The organism is Citromicrobium bathyomarinum (assembly GCF_038594485.1).
GTDB classification, from domain to species: Bacteria; Pseudomonadota; Alphaproteobacteria; order Sphingomonadales; family Sphingomonadaceae; genus Alteriqipengyuania; species Alteriqipengyuania bathyomarina_A.
In genome coordinates this window covers 39,319-64,523 of the sequence record NZ_JBCFZG010000008.1, presented here as the reverse complement: position 1 = coordinate 64,523, position 25,205 = coordinate 39,319, and the positions used below count along the sequence as shown (strand labels likewise).

General features: G+C 63.2%; 20 protein-coding genes. 9 read left to right on the top strand and 11 right to left on the bottom strand.

The genetic code is table 11. From position 1 onward, the window contains the following. The first annotated feature begins 218 nt into the window (after positions 1 to 218). The 3 genes from egtB to AAG591_RS13045 all read left to right on the top strand — a co-directional run bounded on the left by egtB (position 219) and on the right by AAG591_RS13045 (position 3,335). Entirely contained in the window at positions 219 to 1,595 is a 1,377-nt protein-coding gene (gene egtB, locus AAG591_RS13055) for an ergothioneine biosynthesis protein EgtB (RefSeq protein WP_342531811.1), read from the top strand. Further along, positions 1,595 to 2,581: an L-histidine N(alpha)-methyltransferase gene (gene egtD / locus AAG591_RS13050; protein ID WP_342531810.1), complete on the top strand. Its 987-nt coding sequence runs from the start codon at positions 1,595 to 1,597 to the stop codon at positions 2,579 to 2,581. The genes egtB and egtD overlap by 1 nt, the downstream gene beginning before the upstream one ends. Positions 2,582 to 2,651: 70 nt before the next feature. Beyond that, positions 2,652 to 3,335: a retropepsin-like aspartic protease family protein gene (locus AAG591_RS13045; RefSeq protein WP_342531809.1), complete on the top strand. Its 684-nt coding sequence runs from the start codon at positions 2,652 to 2,654 to the stop codon at positions 3,333 to 3,335. Between the two features lie 12 nt (positions 3,336 to 3,347). Here the strand turns inward: AAG591_RS13045 and AAG591_RS13040 are convergent, their stop codons facing one another. The 5 genes from AAG591_RS13040 to AAG591_RS13020 form a co-directional block, all read right to left on the bottom strand. Beyond that, on the bottom strand, positions 3,348 to 5,219 hold the full coding sequence (locus AAG591_RS13040; RefSeq protein ID WP_342531808.1) for an ABC-F family ATP-binding cassette domain-containing protein: 1,872 nt from the start codon (positions 5,217 to 5,219) through the stop codon (positions 3,348 to 3,350). 72 nt (positions 5,220 to 5,291) lie between these two features. Beyond that, on the bottom strand, positions 5,292 to 7,121 hold the full coding sequence (gene recQ, locus AAG591_RS13035; RefSeq protein ID WP_342532287.1) for a DNA helicase RecQ: 1,830 nt from the start codon (positions 7,119 to 7,121) through the stop codon (positions 5,292 to 5,294). Between the two features lie 100 nt (positions 7,122 to 7,221). After that, on the bottom strand, positions 7,222 to 7,947 hold the full coding sequence (locus tag AAG591_RS13030) for an endonuclease/exonuclease/phosphatase family protein (protein WP_342531807.1): 726 nt from the start codon (positions 7,945 to 7,947) through the stop codon (positions 7,222 to 7,224). 4 nt (positions 7,948 to 7,951) lie between these two features. Next, positions 7,952 to 9,406 (bottom strand): cardiolipin synthase, encoded by a 1,455-nt coding sequence (gene cls, locus AAG591_RS13025; protein WP_342531806.1) that lies wholly within the window; start codon positions 9,404 to 9,406, stop codon positions 7,952 to 7,954. Positions 9,407 to 9,601: 195 nt separating this feature from the next. Beyond that, complete coding sequence (locus tag AAG591_RS13020; protein ID WP_342531805.1) at positions 9,602 to 9,886, bottom strand: hypothetical protein; 285 nt, start codon at positions 9,884 to 9,886, stop codon at positions 9,602 to 9,604. On the opposite strand from AAG591_RS13020, the gene AAG591_RS13015 reads away from it, so the two are divergent. From AAG591_RS13015 to AAG591_RS12995, 5 genes are all read left to right on the top strand, one after another. Then, a complete protein-coding gene (locus AAG591_RS13015) occupies positions 9,873 to 10,163 on the top strand; it encodes a HEAT repeat domain-containing protein (RefSeq protein WP_342531803.1) in 291 nt (96 codons plus the stop codon). The genes AAG591_RS13020 and AAG591_RS13015 overlap by 14 nt on opposite strands. Further along, entirely contained in the window at positions 10,160 to 11,587 is a 1,428-nt protein-coding gene (locus AAG591_RS13010) for a glycosyltransferase family 2 protein (protein ID WP_342531802.1), read from the top strand. Before AAG591_RS13015 ends, AAG591_RS13010 begins: the two co-directional genes overlap by 4 nt. Positions 11,588 to 12,025: 438 nt before the next feature. Next, on the top strand, positions 12,026 to 14,059 hold the full coding sequence (locus AAG591_RS13005) for a site-specific integrase (protein WP_342531800.1): 2,034 nt from the start codon (positions 12,026 to 12,028) through the stop codon (positions 14,057 to 14,059). 1,277 nt (positions 14,060 to 15,336) lie between these two features. Then, positions 15,337 to 16,833: a hypothetical protein gene (locus tag AAG591_RS13000; protein ID WP_342531798.1), complete on the top strand. Its 1,497-nt coding sequence runs from the start codon at positions 15,337 to 15,339 to the stop codon at positions 16,831 to 16,833. A gap of 11 nt (positions 16,834 to 16,844) precedes the next feature. Continuing rightward, the gene (locus tag AAG591_RS12995) at positions 16,845 to 19,193 is read left to right on the top strand and encodes an autotransporter domain-containing protein (RefSeq protein ID WP_342531797.1); all 2,349 of its coding nucleotides are present in this window, start codon (positions 16,845 to 16,847) and stop codon (positions 19,191 to 19,193) included. A 442-nt stretch (positions 19,194 to 19,635) separates the two neighbouring features. Here the strand turns inward: AAG591_RS12995 and AAG591_RS12990 are convergent, their stop codons facing one another. Then, positions 19,636 to 20,091, bottom strand: coding sequence for a DUF1281 family ferredoxin-like fold protein (locus AAG591_RS12990; RefSeq protein WP_342531796.1), 456 nt, complete (start codon positions 20,089 to 20,091; stop codon positions 19,636 to 19,638). 127 nt (positions 20,092 to 20,218) lie between these two features. On the opposite strand from AAG591_RS12990, the gene AAG591_RS12985 reads away from it, so the two are divergent. Further along, positions 20,219 to 20,764 (top strand): helix-turn-helix domain-containing protein, encoded by a 546-nt coding sequence (locus tag AAG591_RS12985; protein WP_342531794.1) that lies wholly within the window; start codon positions 20,219 to 20,221, stop codon positions 20,762 to 20,764. Positions 20,765 to 20,937: 173 nt separating this feature from the next. Here AAG591_RS12985 and AAG591_RS12980 read toward each other — a convergent pair whose 3' ends face one another. The 5 genes from AAG591_RS12980 to AAG591_RS12960 form a co-directional block, all read right to left on the bottom strand. Then, positions 20,938 to 21,525 (bottom strand): hypothetical protein, encoded by a 588-nt coding sequence (locus AAG591_RS12980; RefSeq protein ID WP_342531793.1) that lies wholly within the window; start codon positions 21,523 to 21,525, stop codon positions 20,938 to 20,940. 91 nt (positions 21,526 to 21,616) lie between these two features. Next, a complete protein-coding gene (locus tag AAG591_RS12975; protein WP_342531792.1) occupies positions 21,617 to 22,426 on the bottom strand; it encodes a hypothetical protein in 810 nt (269 codons plus the stop codon). After that, positions 22,423 to 23,106, bottom strand: coding sequence for a hypothetical protein (locus AAG591_RS12970; RefSeq protein ID WP_342531791.1), 684 nt, complete (start codon positions 23,104 to 23,106; stop codon positions 22,423 to 22,425). Before AAG591_RS12970 ends, AAG591_RS12975 begins: the two co-directional genes overlap by 4 nt. A 190-nt stretch (positions 23,107 to 23,296) precedes the next feature. Then, a complete protein-coding gene (locus AAG591_RS12965) occupies positions 23,297 to 24,148 on the bottom strand; it encodes a hypothetical protein (protein WP_342531790.1) in 852 nt (283 codons plus the stop codon). A gap of 86 nt (positions 24,149 to 24,234) precedes the next feature. Beyond that, entirely contained in the window at positions 24,235 to 25,128 is an 894-nt protein-coding gene (locus AAG591_RS12960) for a 3'-5' exonuclease (RefSeq protein ID WP_342531789.1), read from the bottom strand. Between the last annotated feature and the right edge of the window lie 77 nt (positions 25,129 to 25,205).

The window sequence follows — 25,205 nt, the reverse complement described above, 5'->3', positions numbered from 1 at the left end:
CGAGCCCGTCAGCCGCCCACCTCCCCACCCGGCCACCATAGCCTGATGGTATCCTTGGTGGCCGGGTGGGGAGGTGGGCGGCTGACGGCCCTCCTTAAAAAAACTCTCCCACCACCTCCTTTGGACCACACAAAGGATAATTCGGGAAAGGGGGTTTCCCCTGCTGCATTCCTGTCTCTAGGGTGGGACAGGATTGCTCGCCAGGTGGGAGAGAATCCGTGGCTTCGACAAAACTCCGGACACAGGCGGCGCAAAGCCCGCTCGAAGAGCGCTTTCATGCGACGCGCGCACTGACCGAAGCGCTGGCTGCGCCGCTTTCCGAAAGCGACGCCACCATCCAGTCGATGGAAGACGCCTCGCCCGCCAAGTGGCATCTGGCGCACACGACATGGTTCTGGGAAACCTTCCTCCTGCGCGACCACGTGCCCGGCTACCGGCTGCACGACGAGCGCTGGCCGTTCCTGTTCAATTCCTATTACGAGGCGGAGGGCGACCGGATCGGGCGCTTTTCGCGCGGGATGCTGTCGCGCCCCAGTGTAGACGAAGTGCTGGGCTGGCGTGCTCATGTGACGCAGGCGATGGGCGACCTGCTGGGCGATCCCGCGCTCGCTCCGCTGATCGAGCTGGGCGTCGCACACGAACAGCAGCATCAGGAATTGCTGCTGACGGACATCAAGCACGCACTGTTCCAGAACCCGCTCGGGGTGGCGATGTTTCCTGCTCCCTCTCCCCTTGTGGGAGAGGGAAGAGCGCCGTCAGGCGCTCAGGGTGAGGGGACGGCAGCGCACGCTGCCGCTGGCGCGGCATACCCCTCCCCCAACCCCCTCCCGCAAGGGGAGAGGGCTAGAAGCTGGACCGAGCATCCAGGTGGCATCGCGGCAGTGGGTCACAATGGAGAGGGTTTCGCGTTCGACTGCGAAGGCCCGCGGCACCGCGTGCTGCTGGAGCCTTTCGCGCTCGCCGACAGCCTCGTCACCAATGCCGCGTGGGACGCGTTCATCGCGGACGGCGGATACGAGAATGCTGCGCTGTGGCTGTCCGACGGATGGGGGTGGGTGCAGGAAAACGCGATTTCCGCACCGCTCTACTGGCGTGACGAGGATAATGGCGCGGAGCATTTCACGCTCGCGGGATGGCAGCCGCGCGACCCGGACGCACCCGTTACGCATATTTCGTATTACGAGGCCGATGCCTTCGCGTCGTGGGCGGCGGCCCAGTGGGACAAGGCGCGCCTGCCGACCGAGTTCGAATGGGAAGCCATCGCGCGCGGCCAGCATGCAGACGAAGCGCCAGCGCACGATCCCGCTGCGGGCAACCAGCTCGATGGTGCAGGCCCCGTCCAGCCGGTGGGCAGCGACGGGCTGTTCGGCGATTGCTGGCAATTCACCCGCAGCGCCTACCTGCCGTACCCGCGCTTCCAGCCTGCCGAAGGCGCAGTGGGCGAGTACAACGGCAAGTTCATGAGCGGGCAGTTCGTTTTGAAAGGGGCGAGCTGCGCCACCGCGCGCGGCCATTCGCGCGCCAGCTACCGCAATTTCTTCTACCCTCACCAGCGCTGGCAGTTCACCGGGCTGCGGCTCGCGAAGGATATCTGATGACCGACAAGACCGGGCTCAAGCTCGTCGATCTGGACGAGCAGGGCGTCGATCGTGCGTTTCGCGCCGACGTGCTGGCGGGGATGCGCGAGCGGCAAAAGGCGATCCCTGCGCGCTGGCTTTACGACGATGCCGGATCGCAGCTGTACGAGGATATCACCCGGATCCCCGAATATTATCCCGCACGCGCGGAGACCGAAATCCTGCAACAGCGCGGCGCCGAGTTTGCCGAGGCGATCGGGCCGGGCCGCGCGGTGGTCGAATTCGGTAGCGGCTCTTCGGTCAAGACGCCCGCGCTGCTCAGCGCGATCGATCCGGCGGCTTACGTGCCTCTCGATATTGCGGGCGATTTCCTGCGCGCTGCCGCCGCCGATCTTTCCGCCAAGTTCCCCGGCCTGCCGGTCTATCCGGTGGAGGCGGACTTCATGCGGCGTGTCGCCTTGCCCGAAGAGGTCGCCGACATGCCCAAGCTCGGTTTCTTCCCCGGCGGGACAATCGGCAACATGGTCGCGCGCACCGCGACCGATCTGCTGCGCACCATGCGCGAGACGCTGGGCGAGGGTTCGATGCTGCTGGTAGGCATGGACCTGATCAAGGATACCGCCGTGCTAGAAGCCGCGTACGACGATGCGGGTGGGGTGACCGCGGAGTTCAACCTCAACCTGGCGCGGCGGATCAACCGCGAGCTGGACGGTACGATCCCCGTCGACAAGCTCAAGCACGAAGCGCGCTGGAACGATTCGCGCGCTCGGGTCGAGATGCATCTGGTGGCGCGCGAGGCCATTGCGTTCGAAATCGCGGGCGAGGAGTTCGCGATGGCCGCAGGCGAGACGATCCACACCGAAAACAGCCACAAATTCGACCGTCGCAGCGCGGACAAGCAATTACTGGCTGGCGAGTGGACCCCGATCGGACGCTGGCTCGACAGCGAGGAGCGTTTCAGCGTCGTTCTCGCCGAGGCCAGCGTGCCCCGCAGTGCGCCCTGACGGTCTGAATCGGAAGCTCGACGCAATCCCATTTATGGAATAGTCCTCTACCAGCCCCTATAAGAGAGCGATGGACATCAAGCCCGTGTTCGACCAGCTCGCCGCGACGATTGGCAGCATCCCGCAATCCGGGCTGCTGATCATTGCCGTGGCCGCAATGCTGCTCGGCTGGCTGGGTGCGGCGCTGGCGCGGCGCGAGATATTCGTCGGTCGGGTGATGAGCACGGGCAGCACGCTGGTGCTGTGCGGCGTGCTGGTGCTGATCGTGCTGCAACTCGCCCGGTTGGACCCGCGCTTCGACGTCGCGATGTCCGAAGTCGGCCTGCCCGAACAGAGCGTGGTCGGCGGCGAGACGCGCGTCGAGCTGGCGCCCGACGGGCACTACTGGCTCAATGCAGAGGTCAACGGCGTGCCTGCGCGCTTCCTCGTCGATACCGGGGCGACGCTGACTGCGATTTCCGCCGATACCGCCCAGCGCGCGGGGCTGGAACAGCGGCGCGACCGGCTGCCGGTGACGATGACCACCGCCAACGGCACGATCACGGTGCCCAGCACCACAGTCGACGAACTGCGCTTCGGCAATGTCGCGGCATTCGGGCTCGACGCGGTGATCGCGCCCAATATCGGCGAGACCAATGTGGTCGGCATGAACCTGCTCAGCCGCCTTGCGCAGTGGCGGGTGGAGCAGGGCACGCTGGTGCTGGTGCCCAACAACCCGCAGACGCAGGAAGTCGGGACGAAGCCGAAAAGCTAGGCTTCCTGCCGGCTAAGCGTGTTCGAGCGTTTCCAGCTGCTCGCCCAGCGCCAGCCATTGCGCTTCCGCCTCATCCAGCTTCGCGCTCACCTCGGCGCGCTGGATCAGCAGATCGTCCATCGCAACCGTAGCGAGGCGCGGGGGTGCGGAGGCGGGATCGCACATCGCCTGATCGATTTCGGAAAGGCTGGTCTGCAGCCGTGCCATTGCCTTTTCCGCCGTGGCCAGTTCGGACTTGATGAAGCGCGCCTTCGCCTTGGTCTTGGCGGGGTTGGCCGGGGCAGGTTTCGCCGCGCCCGAGCCGGACGACTTCTTGGGCTGGTTACGGCCCATCACGAAGTCGATGTAATCGTCCATGCTGCCCGAATATTCCTTCGCCGTGCCGCCATCGACCAGCATCAGCCGGTCCGCCGTCAGTTCGACCATGTGGCGATCGTGGCTGATCAGGATCACCGCGCCCGAATAGTCGTTCAGCGCCTGCACCAGCGCCTCGCGCGCATCGACGTCGAGGTGGTTGGTCGGCTCGTCGAGGATCAGCAGGTGCGGCGCATCGCGGGTGATCAGCGCCAGCGCCAGCCGCGCGCGCTCCCCGCCCGAAAGCTTTTCCACCTTCTGCGTCGCACGCGGGCCGGAAAATCCGAAGCGGCCCAGCTGTGCGCGCACCGCGGCAGGCGTCTTGCCCTCCATCGCGCGGGTCATCAGCTCCAGCGGCGTCTCGTCGCTGGCGAGTTCCTCCACCTGGTACTGCGTGAAATAGCCGACCTTCAGCTTGCCCGGCGCATTCATCGCGCCTTCCACCGGCACCAGCTGCGATGACAGCAGCCGCGCGAGCGTGGTCTTGCCGTTGCCGTTGCGCCCCAGCAGCGCGACCCGGTCGTCCGCGTCGATCCGCATATTGAGTCGCTTGAGGATCGGCGGGGCCTCGCCATAGGCGACCGCCGCCCCGTCGAGCGTGATCATCGGGGAGCGCAACTCGCCGGGCGAGGGAAATTCGAAGCTGAGCGAGGGATCTTCCATCAGCGCGGCGATCGGCTGCATCTTGGCGAGCATCTTCGCACGCGCCTGCGCCTGTTTGGCGGTGGAGGCGCGGGCGCTGTTGCGCGCGACGTAGTCCTGCAGGCGCGCCCGCTGCGCATCCTGCGCGGCTCTGGCCGATTCGAGCTGCGCCGCGCGTTCGGCCCGCTGCTTCTCGAACGCGTCGTAGCCGCCGGTGTAGATCGTCAGCTGACCGCCCTGCAGGTGCAGGATGTGGTCGACCACATTGTTCAGCAGATCGCGTTCGTGGCTGATGACCAGCAGCGTGGCGGGATAGGACTTGAGGAAATTCTCCAGCCACAGCGTCGCTTCGAGATCGAGGTGGTTCGACGGCTCGTCGAGCAGCAGGATGTCCGGTTCGGAGAACAGCAGCGCACCCAGCGCGACGCGCATCTTCCACCCGCCCGAAAAGCTGGAGAGCGGGCGGTGCTGCATCTCTTCATCGAAGCCCAGTCCGCTCAAAATCTTCGCCGCGCGCGCGGGCGCGGTGTAGGCGTCGATGGCGAGCAGCCGCTCGTGCACTTCGCCCAGCCGGTCGACATCGGTGCAGGTTTCCGATTCTTCAAGCAGGCTGGCGCGCTCGACATCGGCGGCCAGCACGGCCTGTTCGGGCGTGGTCGTGCCATCGGGCGCTTCCTGCGCGATGTAGCCGATGCGCGCCCGCGACGGCTTGCCGATCGAGCCGTCATCGGGCTCGATCTCGCCGATCAGCGTCTTCATCAGGGTGGACTTACCCGCCCCGTTGCGGCCGATCAGCCCGACCCGCGCGCCTTGCGGAATCGTCGCGCTGGCGCGTTCGAGAATGGGCCGGCCGCCAAGCCGGACAGTGATACCGTCGATCGTAAGCATCGCGGGCCCATAGCAGCACTGTCGCCCGGCCCCAATGATATGAATCGCGTCGGGCGGAGGCGGGCGTCTCGCCTAGCGCTCGTACTGCCGGATCACCTCCAGAAACGCGTCGCCATAGGCGCCCAGCTTCTTCGCCCCGATGCCCGGCAATTCGCCCAGCAGGCTGCGGGTCTGCGGGCGCAGCCCGGCCATGTCGCGCAGTACCGAATCATGGAAGATGACGTAGGGCGGCACCTGGTTTTCCTTCGCCAGATCGCGTCGCAATGCGCGCAGCGCGTCGAACAGCGGATCGCCTACGGGGTTGAGCTCCTGACTCGCTCCGCCACGAGTGCGGCCTTTCCCGCCGAGGCGTTTCGGGGGAATCACCAGATCGAGCGGCTCTTCGCCCTTCAGGAAACTGCGCGCCTCCGGGCCCAGCATCAGCCCGCCATGCTCGGTCGGCAGTAGCGCGCCGCGCACCAGCAGCGCGCGGTGGACAGGCTTGAGCAGCGCGGCTTCCTCACCCTCGACGATCCCGAAGACCGATAGCTGGTCGTGCCCCTGCGACCGGCTGCGCTCGCTCGACTGGCCGGTCAGTACGCTCTCGATATAGCCCGCGCCGTACATCTGCCGGGTGCGCGCGACGGCGGAGAGGTATTTCTGCGCGACCACCGTCGCGTCGACCGCCTTGGGCGGATTCAGGCAATTGTCGCAATTGCCGCAGGTTTCGGGCGGGTTCTCCCCGAAATGGCGCAGCAAGATCGCGCGCCGGCAGCCAGCGGTCTCGACCAGCGCGCCGAGTGCGGCGAGCCGCGTGCGCTCACCCTGCTGGCGCGCCTCGCCCACCTCCCCGATCCGCATCCGTGCCCGCGCGAAATCGTCCGCGCCCCAGAACAGGTGAGCCACCGATGGATCGCCATCGCGGCCCGCGCGGCCGGTTTCCTGGTAGTAGGACTCGATCGACTTGGGCAGCCCGGCATGCGCGACGAAGCGTACATCCGGCTTGTCGATCCCCATGCCGAAGGCGACCGTGGCGCAGATCACCATGTTCTCGCTCTCGACGAAGGCCGCCTGGTTCGCTGCACGCGTTTCGGGTGGCAGGCCTGCGTGGTAGCAGCGCACTTCGCGCTTTCCGTCGGAGAGCGAGGCGGCGAGCCGCTCGGTCGCGGCACGAGTCTGTGCGTAGACGATGCCGGGTCCGGGGTTTTCGGCAAGCAACCGGCGAAGTTGCTGCGTCAGAGAATCGCGCGGGCGGATCGCGTAGGTGATGTTCGGCCGGTCGAACCCGGCGACGATCAGCCCCTCGGGCGCGATCCCCAGCTGGGTCAGGATGTCGCTGCGCGTGTGCGCATCCGCCGTCGCGGTCAGTGCGAGGCGCGGGACATCGGCGAACTGGTCCATCAACGGGCGCAGGAGGCGGTAATCGGGGCGGAAATCGTGCCCCCATTCGGAGACGCAATGCGCCTCGTCGATGGCGAACAGCGCGATCCGACACTGCGACAGCAGATCGCGAAAATGGCTCTGGCTCGCACGTTCGGGCGCCACGTACAGCAGGTCGAGCTCGCCCGCGCGCAGCCGCTGGACGGTCTCGGCGCGGTTCTCGTCCGCGCTGGTGAGGGTGGCGGCGCGGATGCCATTGGCGGTGGCGCTGCGCAGCTGGTCGTGCATCAGCGCGATCAGCGGGCTGATGACCACGCAGGTGCCGTCCAGCATCGTGGCGGGCAGCTGGTAGGTGAGCGACTTGCCCGCGCCCGTCGGCATAACCGCCAGCGTCGACTGGCCCGCCATGACCCGGTCGACCACCTGTTGCTGTACGCCCCGGAACGAGCGGAATCCGAAGACTTCGTGCAGCTTGTCGAGCAGCGCCGACGGGGGAGCGGCGGCGACCTCTCCGGGGCGGGGATTGCGCGTTTCGACCTTCATGGGCCGCGCCATGCCAGATCGGGTCCGGGCAGAGAAGCGCCTGCCCTCGACCAATCCGAAGGCTGTGGACATGCGACCCACCTTGCGCAGCGCGCGCAGATCAGGCGGGCAGGCGGAAGGTGGCCCAGACGGGCAAATGGTCCGACGCGTGCGAGGCCAGCGCGCTGTGATGCACGCCCGTCTTGATGGCTTCCAGCGAAGCGCTGTGCATGATCCGGTCGAGCCGGCCGAGCGGCCGCTGGCTGTGGAAGCTGCGGCCGCAGTCGAGCAGCGTGAAGTGGCGCGCGAATTCCTTCAGGCAGCCGCCCTTGGGGCGCCATTCGTTGAGATCGCCCGCCAGCAGCGTGGGGCGCTGCTCCTGCGCCGCGCGCGCCAGCGTGGAAATCGCGCGCGCCTGCCGCATGCGCCACAGGCCCGACAGGTCGAGATGCATCCCGAACACGCTCACTTCGGCCCCGGCGGGCAGCCGCACGCTCGCGGTCACGACACCGCGCGGTTCCAGATAAGGAATATGGAGAATGTCGTGTTCGAGAACATCGATACCGCGCCGAACCATGATCGTGTTGCCATGCCAGCCCATCGAATCGTTCTGCACATCGAACGGCACCGGCACGTAGTCGGTATGCTGTTCGACGAGGATATCGGGCAGCGTGCGCTCGCGCATGCCGAAGCGGCGATCCGCCTCCTGCAGGATCACGATATCCGCATCGACTTCGCTCAGCACGTTCAGGATGCGCAGCGGATCGCGCCGCCGATCGATGCCGATCGCCTTGTGAATATTGTAGCTGACGAGCTTGAAGGTGGAATCGGAGGCGGCGCGGTTCATCGGTTCAGATCAGCTCGCTCATCATGCGCGCCGTGTTCTCCAGCACTTTCTTCCTCAAGGGGCGGTTCTTCCATTCATCGGCGCAAACGCGCGTCGATTGCTCCAGATACCGATTCTCTACCTGCTCCAGATCCTTGGCCAGCGCAGCATCGTAGCACAGCAGGTCGATCTCGGCATTCAGTTCGAACGACCGGAAATCCATGTTGCTCGACCCCAGGATCGAGACTTCGTAATCCACGCGGCAATGCTTGGCGTGCAGGAACTCCGGCGCATACAGGTATACCTGCACGCCGATCGACAGCAGTTCCTGATAATAGCTGCGCTGCGCCAGGCCGGGGAGACGCTGGTCGCATTTCGCCCCCGTGATCAGCCGAACCGTCACCCCGCGCAGCACCGCGCCGCGGATCGCGGTCAACAGCGCGTCCGTCGGCACGAAATAGGGGGTGACGATGACGATATCCTCGCTCGCATTGTACATCGCCTGCGTGATGATCAGGTCGAGCCCGCCCACCGGATTGTCCGGCCCGGTGGCGATCATCTGCGCTCCCATTCCGGGGCCGGTTTTGCACGGCGGGAACATGGCCGCGTCGTCGAGGTCTTCGAGCGTTTCGAGATACCAGTCGCACACGAAGATCGCCTGCAACTGGGCCACGATCGGCCCGGTTACGCGGACCATCAGCTCGCGGTTGGCATTGCGCCCATGCTCGGCAGGGGCCCACATGTTCTGCGATCCGGTAAAGCCCACGCGCGCATCGACCACCACGATCTTGCGGTGATTGCGCAGGTCCACGCGCGAGCTGGAAAGGCGCCGGCGCAGCGGCAGGATGTCGTGCACTTCGATCCCCGCCGCTTCCAGCCGCCGCTTGATCGACGCGACCGCGCCGTAAGAGCCAAGCGCGTCGAGCAGCACCCGGCAGGTCACCCCGCGCGCGCTGGCCCGTTCGAGCGCGGCCATCAGGCGCTTGCCGACGCCGTCGTTCTTGAAGATATAGAATTCGACGCTGACATGGTGCTGCGCCGCGTCGATATCGCCGATGACCCGGTCGATCGCACCGTGATAATCGCCCAGAGGCTCGATCCCGTTGCCGATCACCGCCGGGAACTGGCCCAGCCCGTGCGCGAGGCTGGCCAGCGAATGGTTGTCTTCGCAAAGTTCGGGCGAGAATTCCGGATGATCCATGCCCGTCTGCCGGATCACCCGGTCCAGAATGCGGGGCAGCTCCGCGACCCGTTTCTGGCGCTGTTTGGCGTATTGCGGGCGACCGATGACCCAGTAGATCGGCAGGGCGACCCATGGCAGCGCGAAGAATATCAGCAGCCAGTTGCGCGCCTTTGCCGGCGGGCGGCGGAAGGGCACGACCACGAACGCGATCATGGCAATGATCCAGCCGACGATCGCCAGGATGTTGGCCCAGATCCACGCAAGCGTGCCATCGATTGCGAAACCGATATCCATCATCGCTGCTCGCGGGTGGCTGGATTCGGCTGAAAATCGATCATTGCGTAGCTGCCCCGGTCCCCTCCCGATGTGCTTAACGCATCTAGCAGCTTGCCGTTTCCCGCAGTAGCCCCGTCCGCGCAGCGCCAGGTATTGGCGAAGCGCCGGAGCCGTACTTGGGTTATGAGTTTTCTGCGCGCCCGGCAGAAGTTGGGATTATTCTTCCCGGTCTGCCAGCCAGGCGGCACTTTGCGAGCGGGCGAGGTTGAGGAGGTTGCCCATCACCAGATTGATGTCGATCAGGCGCAGGCCCGTGTCCGGGTTCAGCTTGCCATCGGTATAGATGTCGCCGGTAATATCGTCGGTTCGCAGATCGTTGGGATCGGCCTTGATCCGGATGGTCAGGTACTGCCCGTTTTCGTTCGAAACGCACTCGCCGGTCAGCAGGCCGGGGACCGATGCGAAGGGGGTTTCGACTTGCCTGCCATTGGCGCGTGACACCTGCCCGGAAATCCGCGCCGCCGCCTTGCGTGCTTCCGCAAAGCTGGGTCATCCCGGTAGCAAGGAATGGATTCTGGCCGCTCTGCGCGATCCGGATTCGAACGTGAGGGTGCAGTCCATCAACACCTGCGCCGCGCTGGGGTTACGAGAAGCGCAGGGCGCGCTGATCGAGCTGCTCGACGATCCGGAACTGTGGGTCAGTCTCCGGGCCGAACAAGCGCTGGAGGCATTCCAGTTCGGAGTTGACGACACCGCCGGGTCGAGGAGTGTCGCATGAACTGGGCCGAGATCCAGCAATTTGCCGCGGACGCCACGATCGCGCTGGCGTCCTTCTGCTTCATCGTGGTGCTGGTGCGCAACATGATCAGCCTTGCCCAGTTGCTGATTGCGGCTTGGGTTTTCGCGACGAGAATTCAACCGAGCGAAAGTGCACGCGAGTTGTGGCAACGCTATGCCGACCTTGCTCTTCCCATCTCGGTGATCGCGCCCGCCTTCAACGAAGAGCTCTCGATCGTGGACAGCGTAAAAGCGCTGCTGTCCCTCGAATATCCGGACCATGAAGTGATCGTGGTCAATGACGGGTCGAAGGACGATACGATGGGGCAACTGCTCCGTTCGTTCGACATGGTTCCCTGCCAGCGAAAGCAGATCGCGAACTTGCAGAAGACGGAAATTCGGCAGACTTATATTTCGCGGCACTATCCCAACCTCCTGGTGGTGGACAAGGAAAACGGGCGCAAGGCCGACGCGGCAAACGCCGGGTTGGGCTTTGCCCGAACCCCGTTGGTGTGCGTGATCGACGCCGATTCGATTATCGAGCCGGATGGGCGGTTGCGGGCAGCCGAGCCCTTCATGCACGATAACGGGCGGCTGGTGGCGGTTGGCGGGGCGATCCGGGTGGTCAAGGGGAGCGTCGTGAAGGGAGGATCGCTGCAGGAGATCGGCGTCGCCAAAGGCCTCGTCCCGCGTTTCCAGGTGGTCGAGTATCTGAGAGCCTTCCTCACCGCGCTTGTCGCCAACGCGCAGACCGACACCCTGATGCTGATCTCCGGCGCCTTCGGGCTTTTCCGCCGCTCGACCTTGGTAGAAATCGGCGGATACCGGCACGACACCGTCGGCGAAGACCTGGAACTGGTCGTGCACCTGCACCGCCACCTGCGCGAACAGAAGCAGCCCTACCGCCTTGCCTTCATTCCCGACATCGTCTGCTGGACAGAGGCGCCGGCGGCCTTGAAGGGTCTCGATAACCAGCGTGCCCGCTGGCAGCAGGGATCGATGGAAACGCTGCAGCGTCATCGGCGGATGATCCTCAACCCACGCTACGGGCAGATCGGAATGCTGGCCCTGCTGCATATCGTATTGGAGGACATTCTTGGACCTCCTGCCGAACTTCTTGGCTACCTCGTCCTGCCGGCAGCGGCCTTGATGGGACTGCTGGACCCGATGATGGCCGTCGCGTTCTTTTTCGAAGCGATCGTTTTCGGCAGCGGCCTGACGGTCGGCACGCTCGCCCTCGAGGAACAGCAGTTGCGTCGCACACCGTCAGCCAGGGACCTGATGAGGCTTGGCTTGGCTGCGCTGCTGGAGAATTTCGGATACCGGCAGGTGAACCTCTGGTATCGAATCCAGGGCATCCGCCGGTTCCTGAGGAAGGACGCTACCTGGGCTGCGGTGCCGAGAGTCGGTTTCGACGCTGGATGAGTGTGGCTGTTGAGCGAGGACCGATGGCCCGGTGCGAGCGTTCGCCAAATCGATCAACCACGGTCATCGCTCGAGACACCCGAATGTGAAGCGCGTCGCAGGTCGACGAACGGAAAAGCGAAAAGATGACGACCGATGTGCCGCGCCTTCCATCATTTGCCGAGCGAGCGATTAGGGAGGTTCGCACACGTCGACGTGTACCAGCTCGGCCGACGGCTCGGTGATGCAGGCAAGTGTCGAGGGGCGCGACAGGGTGCCACGCTATTTCGACTCGCAGGGAAGCCCAAGTGTTTTCAGCTACTTGATGGCGGCAACAAGCCTGGCTGGGGTGGCAGGGACCCCAGTCGAAAATGGCGCAAGTGACTGAAAATGCTCGTTTCCCACTCCAGCCCTGCCGGGTTTTACCACGGCAGGGTACCACGGCAGGGGCCACGGCACATGTGCGGCATTCAGAACGTCACCCGCAAGCAGGGCACGTATTACTATCGCAGACTCATACGTTTAGGAGGCGATAAGCCTTTCCGGCTACGCCTCTCGCTCAAGACAACCAGTCGCCGGCGCGCAAGTCTGCTCGCGCCTGCACTGACCTTGATCTGCGAGAGGGTTGCGATGAACATGATGAGCAATATGGCGCGCGACGGGCTAACCGGCGCTCAGCGGGCCGAGATCTTCCGCCGGCAAATGCTGGTCGAACGCGACCGGCTCGAGGCCATGCACGCAAGTCTCCATGTCCTCCCGCCCGAGGACCACGAGGATATCGACAAGGCGCTGACGCTTCGTCTCGGCGCGAGCGAAATGGCCGCACACGATGGCGCCATGCAGGGCAAGGTTGCAGATTTCCTCGTCGCCCGGATCGATCCCGACAATGATGATGAGGACATCGTTGTTCTCGCCTGGTCCGATCTGGCAGCCTCGATAGAGCACGAAGGGGCCGAAGATGCCGCGCTCGCACGGCTTGCCGAAATCGGTGTGCAGCAGTCGGCGCTGCGCGAAGCAATGGCCCGCAAGGTCGTCAATGAGGCGCGGATCGTAGCGATACGCGAATTTCGCGAGGTGCTGGCCAATCCCGGCTGCGCCTACCCATCGGTGCCGATCGCTCAATACGAGCCCGCTGCGCAACACTCGGCAGCGCCAGCGGTGTCGACGGCGCCCCCGGCGCAGCCGGCCACGGCAGGCCCTTGGGCGACGATGACCCCCACACAGGCGGTCGATAAATTCTTCGAGTACAATCCGCGCACCGGCGGCAAGGATGGCACCGCCAGCAAGACCGGAATGAAGCCCTGGACAGCCAAGACGCGCGACCAATTTCGCTTGCCTGCCCAATTCCTGGAGGAGGTCATGGACGGGCGACCGCTTGCGCAGGTGACGCACGAAGACCTCGTCAGGCTGAACCAATGCTTCCAGAACCTGCACGGTGCGACTTTTCGCAAATCAAAACGGCAACGCGAAATGACGATCCTGGAAATCGTCGCCGAATATGCGAGCCAGATCGCTGAAGGGGAGAGAGCAGCCGAGCGCGAAGCGAAACGCAAATCGAGCGCAGACCGGACCGGCCATGCGCAACAATATCTTTCAAAAGGTGATCTTGGACTCAACCCTATTACCACCAACCGCCATTGGGGTTTCCTTAGGCAGCTGACCGACTGGTTTTCTCGTCGCCACCCACTGGCCGAGCTCGACTACGGAGCATTTATCGTGAAGGACGGGCGCAATCAGCGGAGCCTCCGGCAAGTATATACCAGGGCGCAGGGCGAGGAGCTATTCAGGCTTTCGCCATGGACCGGTTCCAAATCCTACCTCAAGCGCTTGGAACCGGGCGACGTGATTGTACACGACGCTTGGTATTTCGTGCCGCTCATCGCTTGGTATTCCGGTATGCGTCGTGACGAGATATGCGGGATGGAGCTCGCTGATATCGAGTTTGATGGCGGCCTATGGAGCTTTAATGTGCGCGACAATTCGACCCGACGGATCAAAACGGTAGGCTCGGAACGAAAGCTACCATTTGCCAGCGAACTCATTCGGCTCGGTCTGCCGGACTATGTCGAGGCACTGCGCGCTGAAGGCGAAACGTTGCTTTTTCCAGAGCTTGCTTCCGAGAGCGGCAAAGGCACGCTTGGGGATGCCTATTACAAGCGAATCTGGATCAAGATCGTCCGTGAGCTGCCGTTTCTCGGGGGAGGCCAAGGCATTCATGCGTTCAGGCACACGGCTATCGATTCGCTGAAGGGTGCGAAAATTTCCGAGGCAGTCGCTGCCGACTTTGCCGGTCACTCGCTCCAGGGAGAGACCGCTGCAAGGTATTCGAAGGCGCATATCCCGCTTCTGAAAGAGGCAGCCGATGCAATCCCTGAAGTCACTAAGCACCTGGAACGACTGCCGACTACACTTCTGCCGACACGGCTAAGAGCTCCCCGCGCAGCAAGGGATACCCTCAGCAAACCTACGGCCGACCAAAATCCTCGTTGTTGAGACTTCCCGGTGGCAACGGCTCACTCGCTCGGATAACGCTCAACAGCGACCAGTCTTGCGGGGCTACCGGAATATATTGCATTTTCTCGCAAGTCTTGCATCGCGTCGCTTCCTGCCTCCAAAATCGTACCGCTCCCGACGGTCACGCCAGCGCTGACCGCTGCCTTGGGTGCTATTACACATCGGTGTTCCAGCACGATTTGTCCCGCGACCGGGTAGTATCTGTTCTGTCTGGCCTGCAAAAAGCTGCCACATAGAAATGCGCCTTGACCCACCCGGACGCCTATTCCGATATATATTTTGTCGCGGCAATAGCACTCAACGTCCGCAGCGAGAACGGCATCCTCCTCCATCGTGAGGTTCGGAGGGAACCATATCTTCGCGCTAGGGTGGACTCGCGCACTATCCGCGATTTGAGCGCCAAATGCCCTAAGTAGCAGTCGCCGCCAGCCATGCATTGGTAGGGGCGTCCACCGGGCGAGAAGGGTCCACGATGCGATCCAGCAGCACCGCAACAATCGATCCGTCAGGGCAAGAGGCTCCGCGGCCATTCGAAAAAGTTCCGAAGGCGGCGTGGGTGCCCGTTTGTCGATTTCGCCCGAGTTACTCCACATAATCCCCCGTCACGTTCAATAAGTGTGATCCGAATCCCTGTGCCTTGGTAGTCTAGAAAACTTCTCGATATTGTCCATGTTGGCTTAAGAGAAATTGATTTGCCTATGTCATTGCGATGGTGCGGCTGTGCTTGGGGCGGTTTGGTCTCACTCATTGCGTTAGAGATCGGTGGGGATCTTGAGAATATTCCAACCAAAAGGCTCAAAATGTTTCTCAGAGAACACTTCCGAAGCTGACATCGGACACTGGCTGCTTCGAAGTTTGCTTCGCGCCCCATCTGGGCCGCCGCGTCCGCCGCGCTGACCTCATAGGAGCGGACTTTTGACATGGGTACCGACCGACAGTTTTCTGACCCAACTTCAGTCTTTCGCTGAATCCGCCCCGAGGGAGGAGTCGAAAAGGGTCGCGAATGTGTCAGAGACCATCAAATCCTTTCACACATTCCACCAACAGAACTCGGCCCCAATTACTCATCGTTTTCAAATCACATTGGACGCGCGCCCGACCTGCAGAAAACTCTCAGTGCGCCGATTTGTCACTCTGAGATTCAATTTTCCCGATATGTCATGATCAATTAATTTCGCGAAAAGTGGAACCTCAACAGGCGCTTGGGGCATTAGGGCACCCAGTGACGGGAGGGCGACTCTGTTCGGGGAGAACATATGAGCGCTCGTAAGAATCTGAATGCTATCAAGCTGGCCGCGATTGGTTGCACATCGGCAATCGCCCTGAACGCGACACCATCTTCCGCGCAGGTTGCTTGCACCACCGATTTGCTCGGGGTGCTCAACTGTACCGCCCCCACACCAGCACCGCCGACGCCGCCTTCGGGCACAATCGATCTCGACGCATTCGTGCAGCCGGTTGTGGTGGCGCTGCCGCCCGAGTTTGAATCGACCGTCGGAGCACTGATCAATACGAGCGGGCCGATCACGATCACCGGCGACGCAGTGATCGACACGCTCCTCGACGACGAGCCTGCACTCGAGCTCATTTCCGGAGCCGACATCGACGCACAGGTCGGCCGCCTCACCACCATTGGCGACAACAGCACCGGCGCCCTATTGCGAGCGGTCGACGGGGTAATTTTGTCCGTCGACGACCTTGTTTCGACGCTCGGCGACAACAGCGACGGGGTGAATATCCAGGCGGGCGAAGCTACGGTCTCGCTTGACGAGGTACGCACCGTCGGCGTCAATTCGCAGGGGGTGGAGATCGTGACGGTTTCTGGCCCCGCCGTTCTGAATGCAAACCTGATAGAAACGATCGGAACCGGATCGACCGCGGCGTTCCTGACAGCAGCTGGCCAGATCGGTCTCGATGTCGGCTTGCTTCGGACGCAGGGCGACCAAGCGCTCGGCCTTAATTTGCAGTCCGACCCTGCCCTGTGCGCCACGCTAGGTGCGGGCTCATGCGACATCGATGCGGTCGTTGGCACGATCACGACCGACGGCTTCGGCTCGATCGGCGCGCTCGTGACCGCCGCGGGCGAGACGACTCTCACCGCAGACGTGATCCAGACCAACGGCATCGAGGCCGCGGGTATCGACCTGCGTGCGGACCCGACGGCGTGCGTCGCGCTAGGCGTCGGTTCCTGCGATCAGGCCTTTACGGTAAACAACCTTACCACCACCGGCGCGCGTTCGCCGGGCGCGGTGATCCGCGCGGTGGGCGATGTGGACGGCAGCATCGGCGTGCTGAGCACCGACGGCGAAGATTCGGTCGGCATCGACCTCGCCAGCGACCCGACGGCTTGCGCGAGCCTTGGCGCTGGCGGGTGTGAAAACGCGCTCAGCGTCGGACAGCTGACCACTAACGGTGACGGCGCGATCGGCGCGCTGATCCGCGCTGCCGGCCCGACCACGGCCGATATAGGCATTCTAGAGACCTTCGGCGACAATGCGACCGGGATCGACCTTGCTGCCGACCCGACCGCCTGCGTGCTGCTCGGCGTGGGCCAGTGCACGACAGCGATTACCGCCGACCGGATTTCGACCGGTGGAGACGGTGCAGCGGGTGCGCTAATTGCGGCTCCGGCAGACATTACCGGCGATTTCGGGACGGTCGAAACGCTCGGCGCGAATGCACCGGGGATCGATATTAGCAGCGATCCTGCTGCCTGCTTGCTGCTCGGTACGGCACCTGCGATCCGACGCTGACGGCGGACAATGTGTCCACCCAGGGGAAAGACAGCGCCGCCGTGCTGGTCAGTGCACCGGGACAGATCGCGGCCAACCTTGGCCTGGTCTCCACTGACGGCGACAATTCGCCAGGCGTTACTCTAATCACCGACCCCGCCATTTGCGCCGTGCTCGGTGCGGGCGCTTGCGGCGGGACCGTTGCAGGCCCAGGCGGACCCGGCGGCGGCGGTGACGGCCCCGATATCGATACCGACGGCGATGACTCGCCCGGCGTGGATATCGACAGCCCGGGCCCGATAGATGTCGAGGTCGACGATGTCGACACAGATGGCGACAATTCTCCCGGCATCGATGTCGATGGTGGCGAAGGCGATATCGACATCGACTTCGGCGATATCGACACAGATGGCGACAATTCGCCCGGCGTCGAAGTGGATGGCACCGGTTCGATCGATGTCGATGGCGACAGCGTGCAGACCGACGGCGCGAGTTCCCCCGGGATCGATATCGATGGCGACGACGATCCTGTCACCGTCGATGTGGGTATGGTCATGACGACCGGCCCAGACTCGGACGGCATCAATGTCGATACCACAACCGGCCCGATCACCATCGTCACCGGACCTGTGATGGTGACCGGCCCCGGCAGCGATGGCATAGACGTCACCGCGACCGAATGCACCACCGTTTCGGTCACTGCAAACGGCGATGTGTCTTCCGCACAGGGCACCGGCATCGATGCCGAAAGCGGTTGCGACCTGATCATCACCACCGCTCCGGGAGCGGACGTGAGCGGCGCGATCGCCGGTATCGAGGCGACCTCGGGCACGGGATCCACCATCACTTTGGGCGGCGACGTGTCCTCGACCACCGGGCCCGCGCTCGATGCCGATGGCGCTGCCGCGACCGTCAGGATCGGCGCGACCGGTAGCATTACCGGTCGGATCGATCTGACCGACAATGATGACTTGCTGACCAATAACGGGCGGTTCAACGCCACGCAGTCGAGCGACTTCGGCGCTGGCAACGACACGCTGGCCAACAGCGGCACCATTGCAGTCGCGGGCACCCAGACCTTTGCCGGACTCGAGACCCTGGCAAACAACGGCGTCATCGACATGCGCGACGGCGCAACCGACGACAGTCTCACCATCCCGGGCGATTACTCGGGGGGCGGTACAGCGTTCCTCGGGGTCGATGTCGGCCCCGGTAGCGCATCCGATCGTTTGAATATCGGTGGCGCAGCCACGGGTTCCACCTCAGTCGTGTTCGACGCGGGTGGCAATTTTGTGAACGGTGCGATCGTGGTCGATGCCGGCGCAGGGACCGACGCGAGCGCGTTCACGCTGAATGCGGTCCAAGATCCGCTGGTCGACTACACGCTGCAGTTCGATGCCGCGAATGGCGACTTCCTCGCATTCGGTACGCCGAGTGCCTTTGCTGCGAGTGCGGTTCTAGTCGCCGAGGGTGCGCGCCAGATTCTTTACCGCAATAACGAGGCGGTCGGATCGCATCTGGCTTCATTGGGTGTCGGTGCCGCTGGGGGAACGACCGAAAATCCCCGAATCGGTTCGGCGCTCTGGGTGAACTTTTCCGGTAATGTGCAGAACCGGGAAAACGCCTTCACTGCTTCGCCCTTCGGCGTCGCGCGGACTTATGACCTTAGCCACAGCCAGGACTTCTTCGGAGTGCAAGGTGGGGCCGACCTGTTCGGTGGAGCGAACAGCGTTGTCGGCGTGACGGTCGGCTACGCCAGCAGCGACCTTCGCACCGATACGACGCTCTCGAGGATCGACTACGAAAGCATCAATTTCGGCGTCTACGGCATGGCCAGCTTCGGCCCGGCCTACGTCGCCGGTCTCGCCAAGTACGAGATGATGAATGTAGAATACGGGCGGCGCTCCGGCCCGACCTTCGCCGATGTCGACGGGGAAGGCTGGGGTGGCTGGATCGAAGTGGGTGCGCGTTTCGGCAACTCCTTCTTCTTCCAACCTGCCGTGTCGCTCGAATACGCGACCGTGGATATCGACGACTTCACTCAGGGCGTGACGGACTTCGCTCTCGAGGAGGATGACGGGCTTCGCGGCAAGGCGGGCGTACGCATCGGCACCAATGTCGGTACCGATCTCGCTCCTGCCGAATTCTACGCCACGGCTCAGGTGATCCATGAATTCCAAGGCGAGGATACGATCACGCTTTCGAATGTGGGCGGTACGGTCAGCTTCGTGAGCCCCGCCATCGATACCCACGGCAGGGCTGGGGCAGGCTTCCGGGCCCGCATGCGAAACGGCGTGTCGGGCTTCATCGAGGGCACCGTCGATTTCGGGGACGGCGTCTCCGGCGGCACCGTTCGCGGCGGGGTCAGGGTGCCGCTCTAAACGGACCCATCCCGCCTACCAAGTAGGCGAGAGGCCGACGACGAGCCCGGTGCGCAACTCGCATTCCGGGTTCGTTGACGCCTCCCCATGCGTTGTGGAAATCCGATCCTGGCACCCGCATGGCTGCGGATTCGAGTATGGCGGCAACTCCAAAAACTGCGCCCGTCCCATCTGGACGAAGCCCCTTCGATTGAGCAATGCGGTTGCCTAATCCACGCTTGCGACAATAGCAGACAGTCTGCAAACGACCCAAAACCTGCCATCAGAAGCGTGCTCCAATTCTGGTAATTCAGCTGGTTAGGCAACGGGCGCTGGAACCTAGGGCTGTCTCAACAGTGGGAAGCTTACCATCACATTGGTCGAAATTTGTAAGGCCGGGGCGACACCTCGGCCCCGGCCTTACTTTAGTGGGCCTTCAAGGTATTAACTGACGTGGCAAAAATCAGATCGTAATGAACTCAATCTGGCCAGGGCCCCACGAGTTATCGCCGTTGAACTGTCCCGTGTACTGGAACGCGTTGTCTTCCTCGTAGGCGGAGCCATCGAACACCAAAGCCGGAAACTCGGCGGCGATAGCCTCAAGAACGGGCGTGGGGAAATCCCAGGCAGTCGTGAACTGGAAATGCAGCGACCCGTCGGGGTAGTCCCACACATCGACATCGAAGCCGGTCCACTTCGTACCCCAGTTTTCAACCGCCCACCACTCGTGGATTCCGTTCTTCATGGAGTCGGGCGGCGGAATGATCGCACCGAAATCCATGATCGTCTCGAACGGGCGGAGCGGTTTGGTATACTCCGTTTCGACAGTAGGTACGGTTTTGAACATCAGCTTTGCGAAGCGGTCGATCTCTTCGCGTTCTCCGGTAACGTGGAAGCCGCTGTATACGTAGTTCGGCACAGTCTTTCTCCTTTGCTGGACAAGATGGGCGCCAACTCGGACCCATCGACCAGCTTCTAGGTCGGCCTTGAACCTCGCATGCAACAGCGCTACATTTTTGCAGCCCGATCGTAAAAAATGTTCTGCGATGCGCCTTCCAGAGAACTACGCATGTTTGAAGCCCGGACTGGGTGACTTCCTCGCACAGAGGCGGAAAGCCCAGGGGCGACGCCAGAAGGAAGTCGCCTATGAGCTCGGGATAAACCGCGTAAACCTCTCCCGAATGGAAAAGGGCCACTTGACGCCTTCCTATGAGACACTCAGCAGAATGATGGATGTCCTGCGATTCGAGTGGAAACATGTTGCCGTGGAGGGCCCTTCGCCTCACGGAAATCGCAGATATCTGAGCGGCCAGCTCGATCGCATGGGGAAAGCTCTGCGCGCCGGCAGAGAAAAAGAAGGCCGGAAGCTGCGCGATCTCGCAAATACGGTCGGTCTTTCCTATTCGCAGCTATCTAGGATCGAACGAGGTCTGATATCGTACAGCCGGGTCATCTCGGTAAGATTTGTCGGGAAGCGCCCGTCACCCGACGAGGTGGACCCGGACAAGGACCAAACTTGGCGAATTTTCGAGTTCGCTCATCCCGAACTCGTTCGGCTGGCTGCGCTTGGAGGCTATGAGGAGCTCAGATAGGGCAAAGCCTTTCCGGGAGCCGAGCATCCGTCCGTGGGGCTTCTGGCAGCTGTAGGTGTGCTTCAGCTAGAGCATTCGTTTCCATCACTGTACAAGTGCCGCAGGCGAGGTCGAAAGAGTTCTGCGCAGGGCGAATGCGGATGCAAAAAAGGGGGCGCATCATGCGCCCCCGATCAGCCATCCACTGGGACATTCATCTTCCTTGCCCGTTCGATGGCCTGCCAGGCGCTATGACCGGCAAGCAAGCGGCGTCGAACATGTGACGAGCATGATTTGAACAACCAGTAAATCCATGCGGCCTGCGCTTCGATGCCTAGCTGACCGACGCGTTGCAAAGGCGAGGGGTTTGCGGTGGAAAAGCTTAAGCCGGCGATGCCCGCCGAATGAGCAAGGATATCACGCGACAGAACTGCAAAGACATTCGACAACAGCCCGACGTGCGGTACCAGATCGAGGAAGGTCGAGGGGAACTGCGCCTCGGCGAACCGTTGCCCATGGACGTGTGGCGGGGTAGGCATGCAGATCAGCGACCTGGTTTCAGGAGTGAAAAGCGAGCGGATGTCGCGGCGTATCCGTTGCGGTTCATACCCCGCACCGTAGCCATGGGCATGGAGCGAGAACTTCGCCTCGTCAGGGCCAAGACGCGTAATGACAAAAGCTCCGAACCCGAACGGGCGTAAAGGTTCGAATGCGTGGGGTGGCGGCAGAAGCGACAGTGCGACCATGTGCTCGGGCATGGTCTCGATGATGCCATCGCGCATGACGGCGGTTCCTCAATACGGGAGCGGCCGGCATCCCAGCTGGATACCGGCCGCATAGGTGGTTTCGGAGAAGCTGGCGTAGATTGAGCGGCTAAGGGGAGAGTGCTGCCGGTCGGTCGGCAAATGCCAACTCCAGCAGGAGCTCGCTCAATTCACGCGGGCTCTTATGCGCCGCAAGTTCACCCCACTCTTCCCATCGGTCGATCCGGTGCGCGAGCCACGCGAACAGCCGGTCGCGCGCATGATCGTCGGGGAAAGTCATCGACCAGAGCACTCGAGTGAGTGGAATGTTGCTGCCGATCTGGACGCCCATCAGCTTAATGCCGGGATGTTCGCCGATGGTTTCGCGCGTGAACCGATAAGGCAGTTCGCGCGCAAAAGCCTCCTGCACTGCCAGCAAGCGCTCGCGCTCTTGCCTGGTCTCGCCTCGATCGAGGCCTATGCGCGGGGTCAGCGTGGGAAGGCCAATCGGCAGAGGAGCGGACGTCGCGCTGCGGGTCGATGCAAGCATCACAAGCACGGCTCGGCCCTCATGTGTCAGTTCCTCGACGCGAGTGTCGGATGTCAGCCCGACGCCTGCGAGCCAGTGCCCGTAGAACTCCTGAAGATGCCAGAGACCGTCGAACAGGTCGCGCACGCGCTCCTCGGTCATCACCACCCGCCGGTCGATCGCAACGAGGACCGCGAGCAGGAATTCCAGCTGGGCCTCGACTGCCTTGGCAGAGCGAGGTCCCATGCGAAGTCGCCAGGTCCACAGGTAGTCGCGCACGCTTTCCCAGGCATTGCCCTCTTCGTCATAGAGCCGTTCGCCATCTTCGCTTGCGACGAGCCAATAGCCCCAGGGCAAGTTCGGGTTGCGCTTCGCGGCGTAGGGAATGTCGTCCATGTTCGCCTCCCTCATGCCTTGTGCGGTTTGCTATCGGGCGCACGAAGCGCAAGCGGCACGCCGCTGGCCGAACCCGCCTGATCCTCAATGGCCTTGAGCGAGCGCGCCAGCGAGCGGGTTTCCTCGAACACGTAATCGATCGAGCGATAGACCTCGCCCTCCTCGCGATGGAGGGGCGGCTTGTAACCATGGGGGACGAGATCGCCGGCCCTGTCGCACCCGAACCCGAACCACCATGTGTCGTCCGAGTTGTCCCGTACGCGGCCACTAGGGTGCGCTCGACCGCTGCGGCGCCGTTCGCTCACATGGCAGATCGCGATCGATTCCCGCTCATACTCGCGGCAGGACTCGGAATAATCGAGCCCGCGATGTGCCGAGAGGTCGAGGTCGGCAGGGATTGCATCGTAGGCAAAGCCCCAGAGAGGATGGCCGACCGGAACGGCGACATACCCACCGAGGACGCCGCTCGCCTGGCGCAGGATGATACAGGACAAGCCTGTCTCGGCATCGACCCAGGCCAGCTTGTCGGGTTCATCACTCCATGGGCCTGCCGCACGCGGATGGCGTTCGGGGTTGCGGTACAGTTGGAGGGGACGGATCTCGGTATCGCCGATAGCGAAGCGCTGGGCGGGCTTGGCAAGGTTGGTGTCAGACTTGGCCGGCGCGATGGCGCGGCCGGGTTTTTTCTGAGGCATTGGACATTCCTTTCGGGCATAAAAAATGCCGCGTGTCCGGGGCTGGACAGGCGGCTTGCTGATGACCTCGATCGAGGCCGGTTTTTGGTCGATAGTGGGGACGGTTCGGGCAGTGCACTTCGCCCGTTCTCTTACTTGCTACGTCATCGTCTTTTCCTTCCTCTCATCGCTACGCATAGCTCGTCACCGATCACGCCATTTCGGGGGCGCGGAAGACCGTGCCGCGCAGGCCAGCTTCGGCGTGGCGCGCTCGGGCCCAGAGCGCGAAGCTGCGCTTGCAGAACTGCGAGTTCGCAAAGGCCTCGCCGACCGCTTGCGCAAGCGCCAGCAGAGAGGCGGGACGATCGATCCGGATGCGTCCCGCCGCACCCAACTGCATGATCGCAATCACGCTGGTGGTGATGACATCGGCAAGGACCTGTTCCTCGACCTCTCGCCACGCGCCAGCTTCGACCAGCGGGCCGATGCTTTTGCTCGGGCTTGGCTTGGCCGGAATACCCATCGCTGTAGCGATCTCGGGCAGGTGAACGGTCTTGGCCGCGACCGAGGTAGCGAAGCAAAGATCGAGCCGACGATCGCTATGCGGATGGAGATCGGCAAGCTGGGCGGGGAGCACCAGGTCCTGCATCATCGCGACCTGGCGCAGCACGGCAAGATCCTTGGTCTCGCCACCCCAAGTGACGAGCTGTGCATCGAGCTGCGCGCGAAGCGCATCGAAGAATGCGGCAACCATTGCCGCCTCACTCATGGTTTCCGCGGTCAACACGATCGGCTTGCCGATCTCTGGGACGGCTTCACCTGCGACAAACCGCAGCACGATCCAGCTGGCTGCCGCGATGCGATGAAACGGCCAGCGGATGGTCGGCTCGGCGCTTGCGCCTTCGGCGACCCGGTAGGCGTCGTGGCGATCGCGGTCCCAAGCATATTCGAAATCGGCGACGATGATGGTTTGCGCGCCGTCGACCTGGCTGCTGGCGTTGGCGCGAAACAGGCGCGCATCCTCGGCCCACTGGTCGAGGCAGTTGGGTGTGTTGGTGGTCATAGTTATCTCCATTGGGATATGCCTCGGGCCTCGCGCGGCGCGCGAAGTCCAAGGCCAGTGATTGGAATGTGTGTGGAAGCAATCGGTTAGCGGTGCCGCTCGCGCGCAGTGACCGGCCGCGTGGTCATTGCCGGAAGACCGTGGCGATAACCCCAAACCTGCTCGTGCTCGACGCGCTCGGGGGCGAGCTCGATCTCCCAGAACTTCTTCGGCGCATTCCAGCGATAGCCGCGCGCGCGCAGCAGTTCCTTCTTCGAGAACGGCGCGCGCTCGGCCTGAACCATCACCGTGGGCTGCTGGGACGCCTCGATGAGGCGCGCAAGATGTGTGCGAACCTCCCTCTCGCCCGGCGCGCGCTGGCGGTGCTGCAGGAGCCAGTGCAGGGCCCAGACGTCTGCCGCCGCACGGTGCGCGTCGGAGAACCATCCGACATGCGCAAGGAGCGCGGATTGCGAGCGTCCCTCGAAGCCCAATCTGAGCCAGTCGACCTCGCTGCACGAGCAGGCCCAGGCCTTGCCTGCGAGGTCCGGATAGCGGCGCTCGATAAAGCCCACATCGAACGCAGCATTTTGAGCCACGATCAGGTCAGCTCGATCGAGCAGTCCGCGCGCAAAATCATCGTCGATTTTTTGACCCCGCAGGTGCTGTGCGCCGAGGCCGGTGACCATGGAAATTCTGGGGTCGAGCTCACGTTCGGGATCTTCGAGCCAGCTATGGGGCATCGAATGCCCGATCACCTCGCCATCGTCGCCGACGAAGACGAGCTGGATCGCGAGCTCGATGATGACATCGTTCTCGCTGTCGAGCCCGGTAGTCTCGGTATCGATGATCGCGATGCATGTGCCGTCGGGAGCAGGGCCCAGATGCGGCAGCGATGCATAGGGCCTGGGCACGCGTCTGAGCACGCGATAGCCCTGCTGGGCTTCAAGCTCTGCCGCCAGCGCTTCGGCGTGTGGCGGCAGGTGTTCGGTATTTAACATGGCGGTTTCTCCTGTTGGTGAAACCGGCGAGGCGGGAGCCGAGCGCTATCGCTCTTTTTCCTTCACCCTGCCGGCTT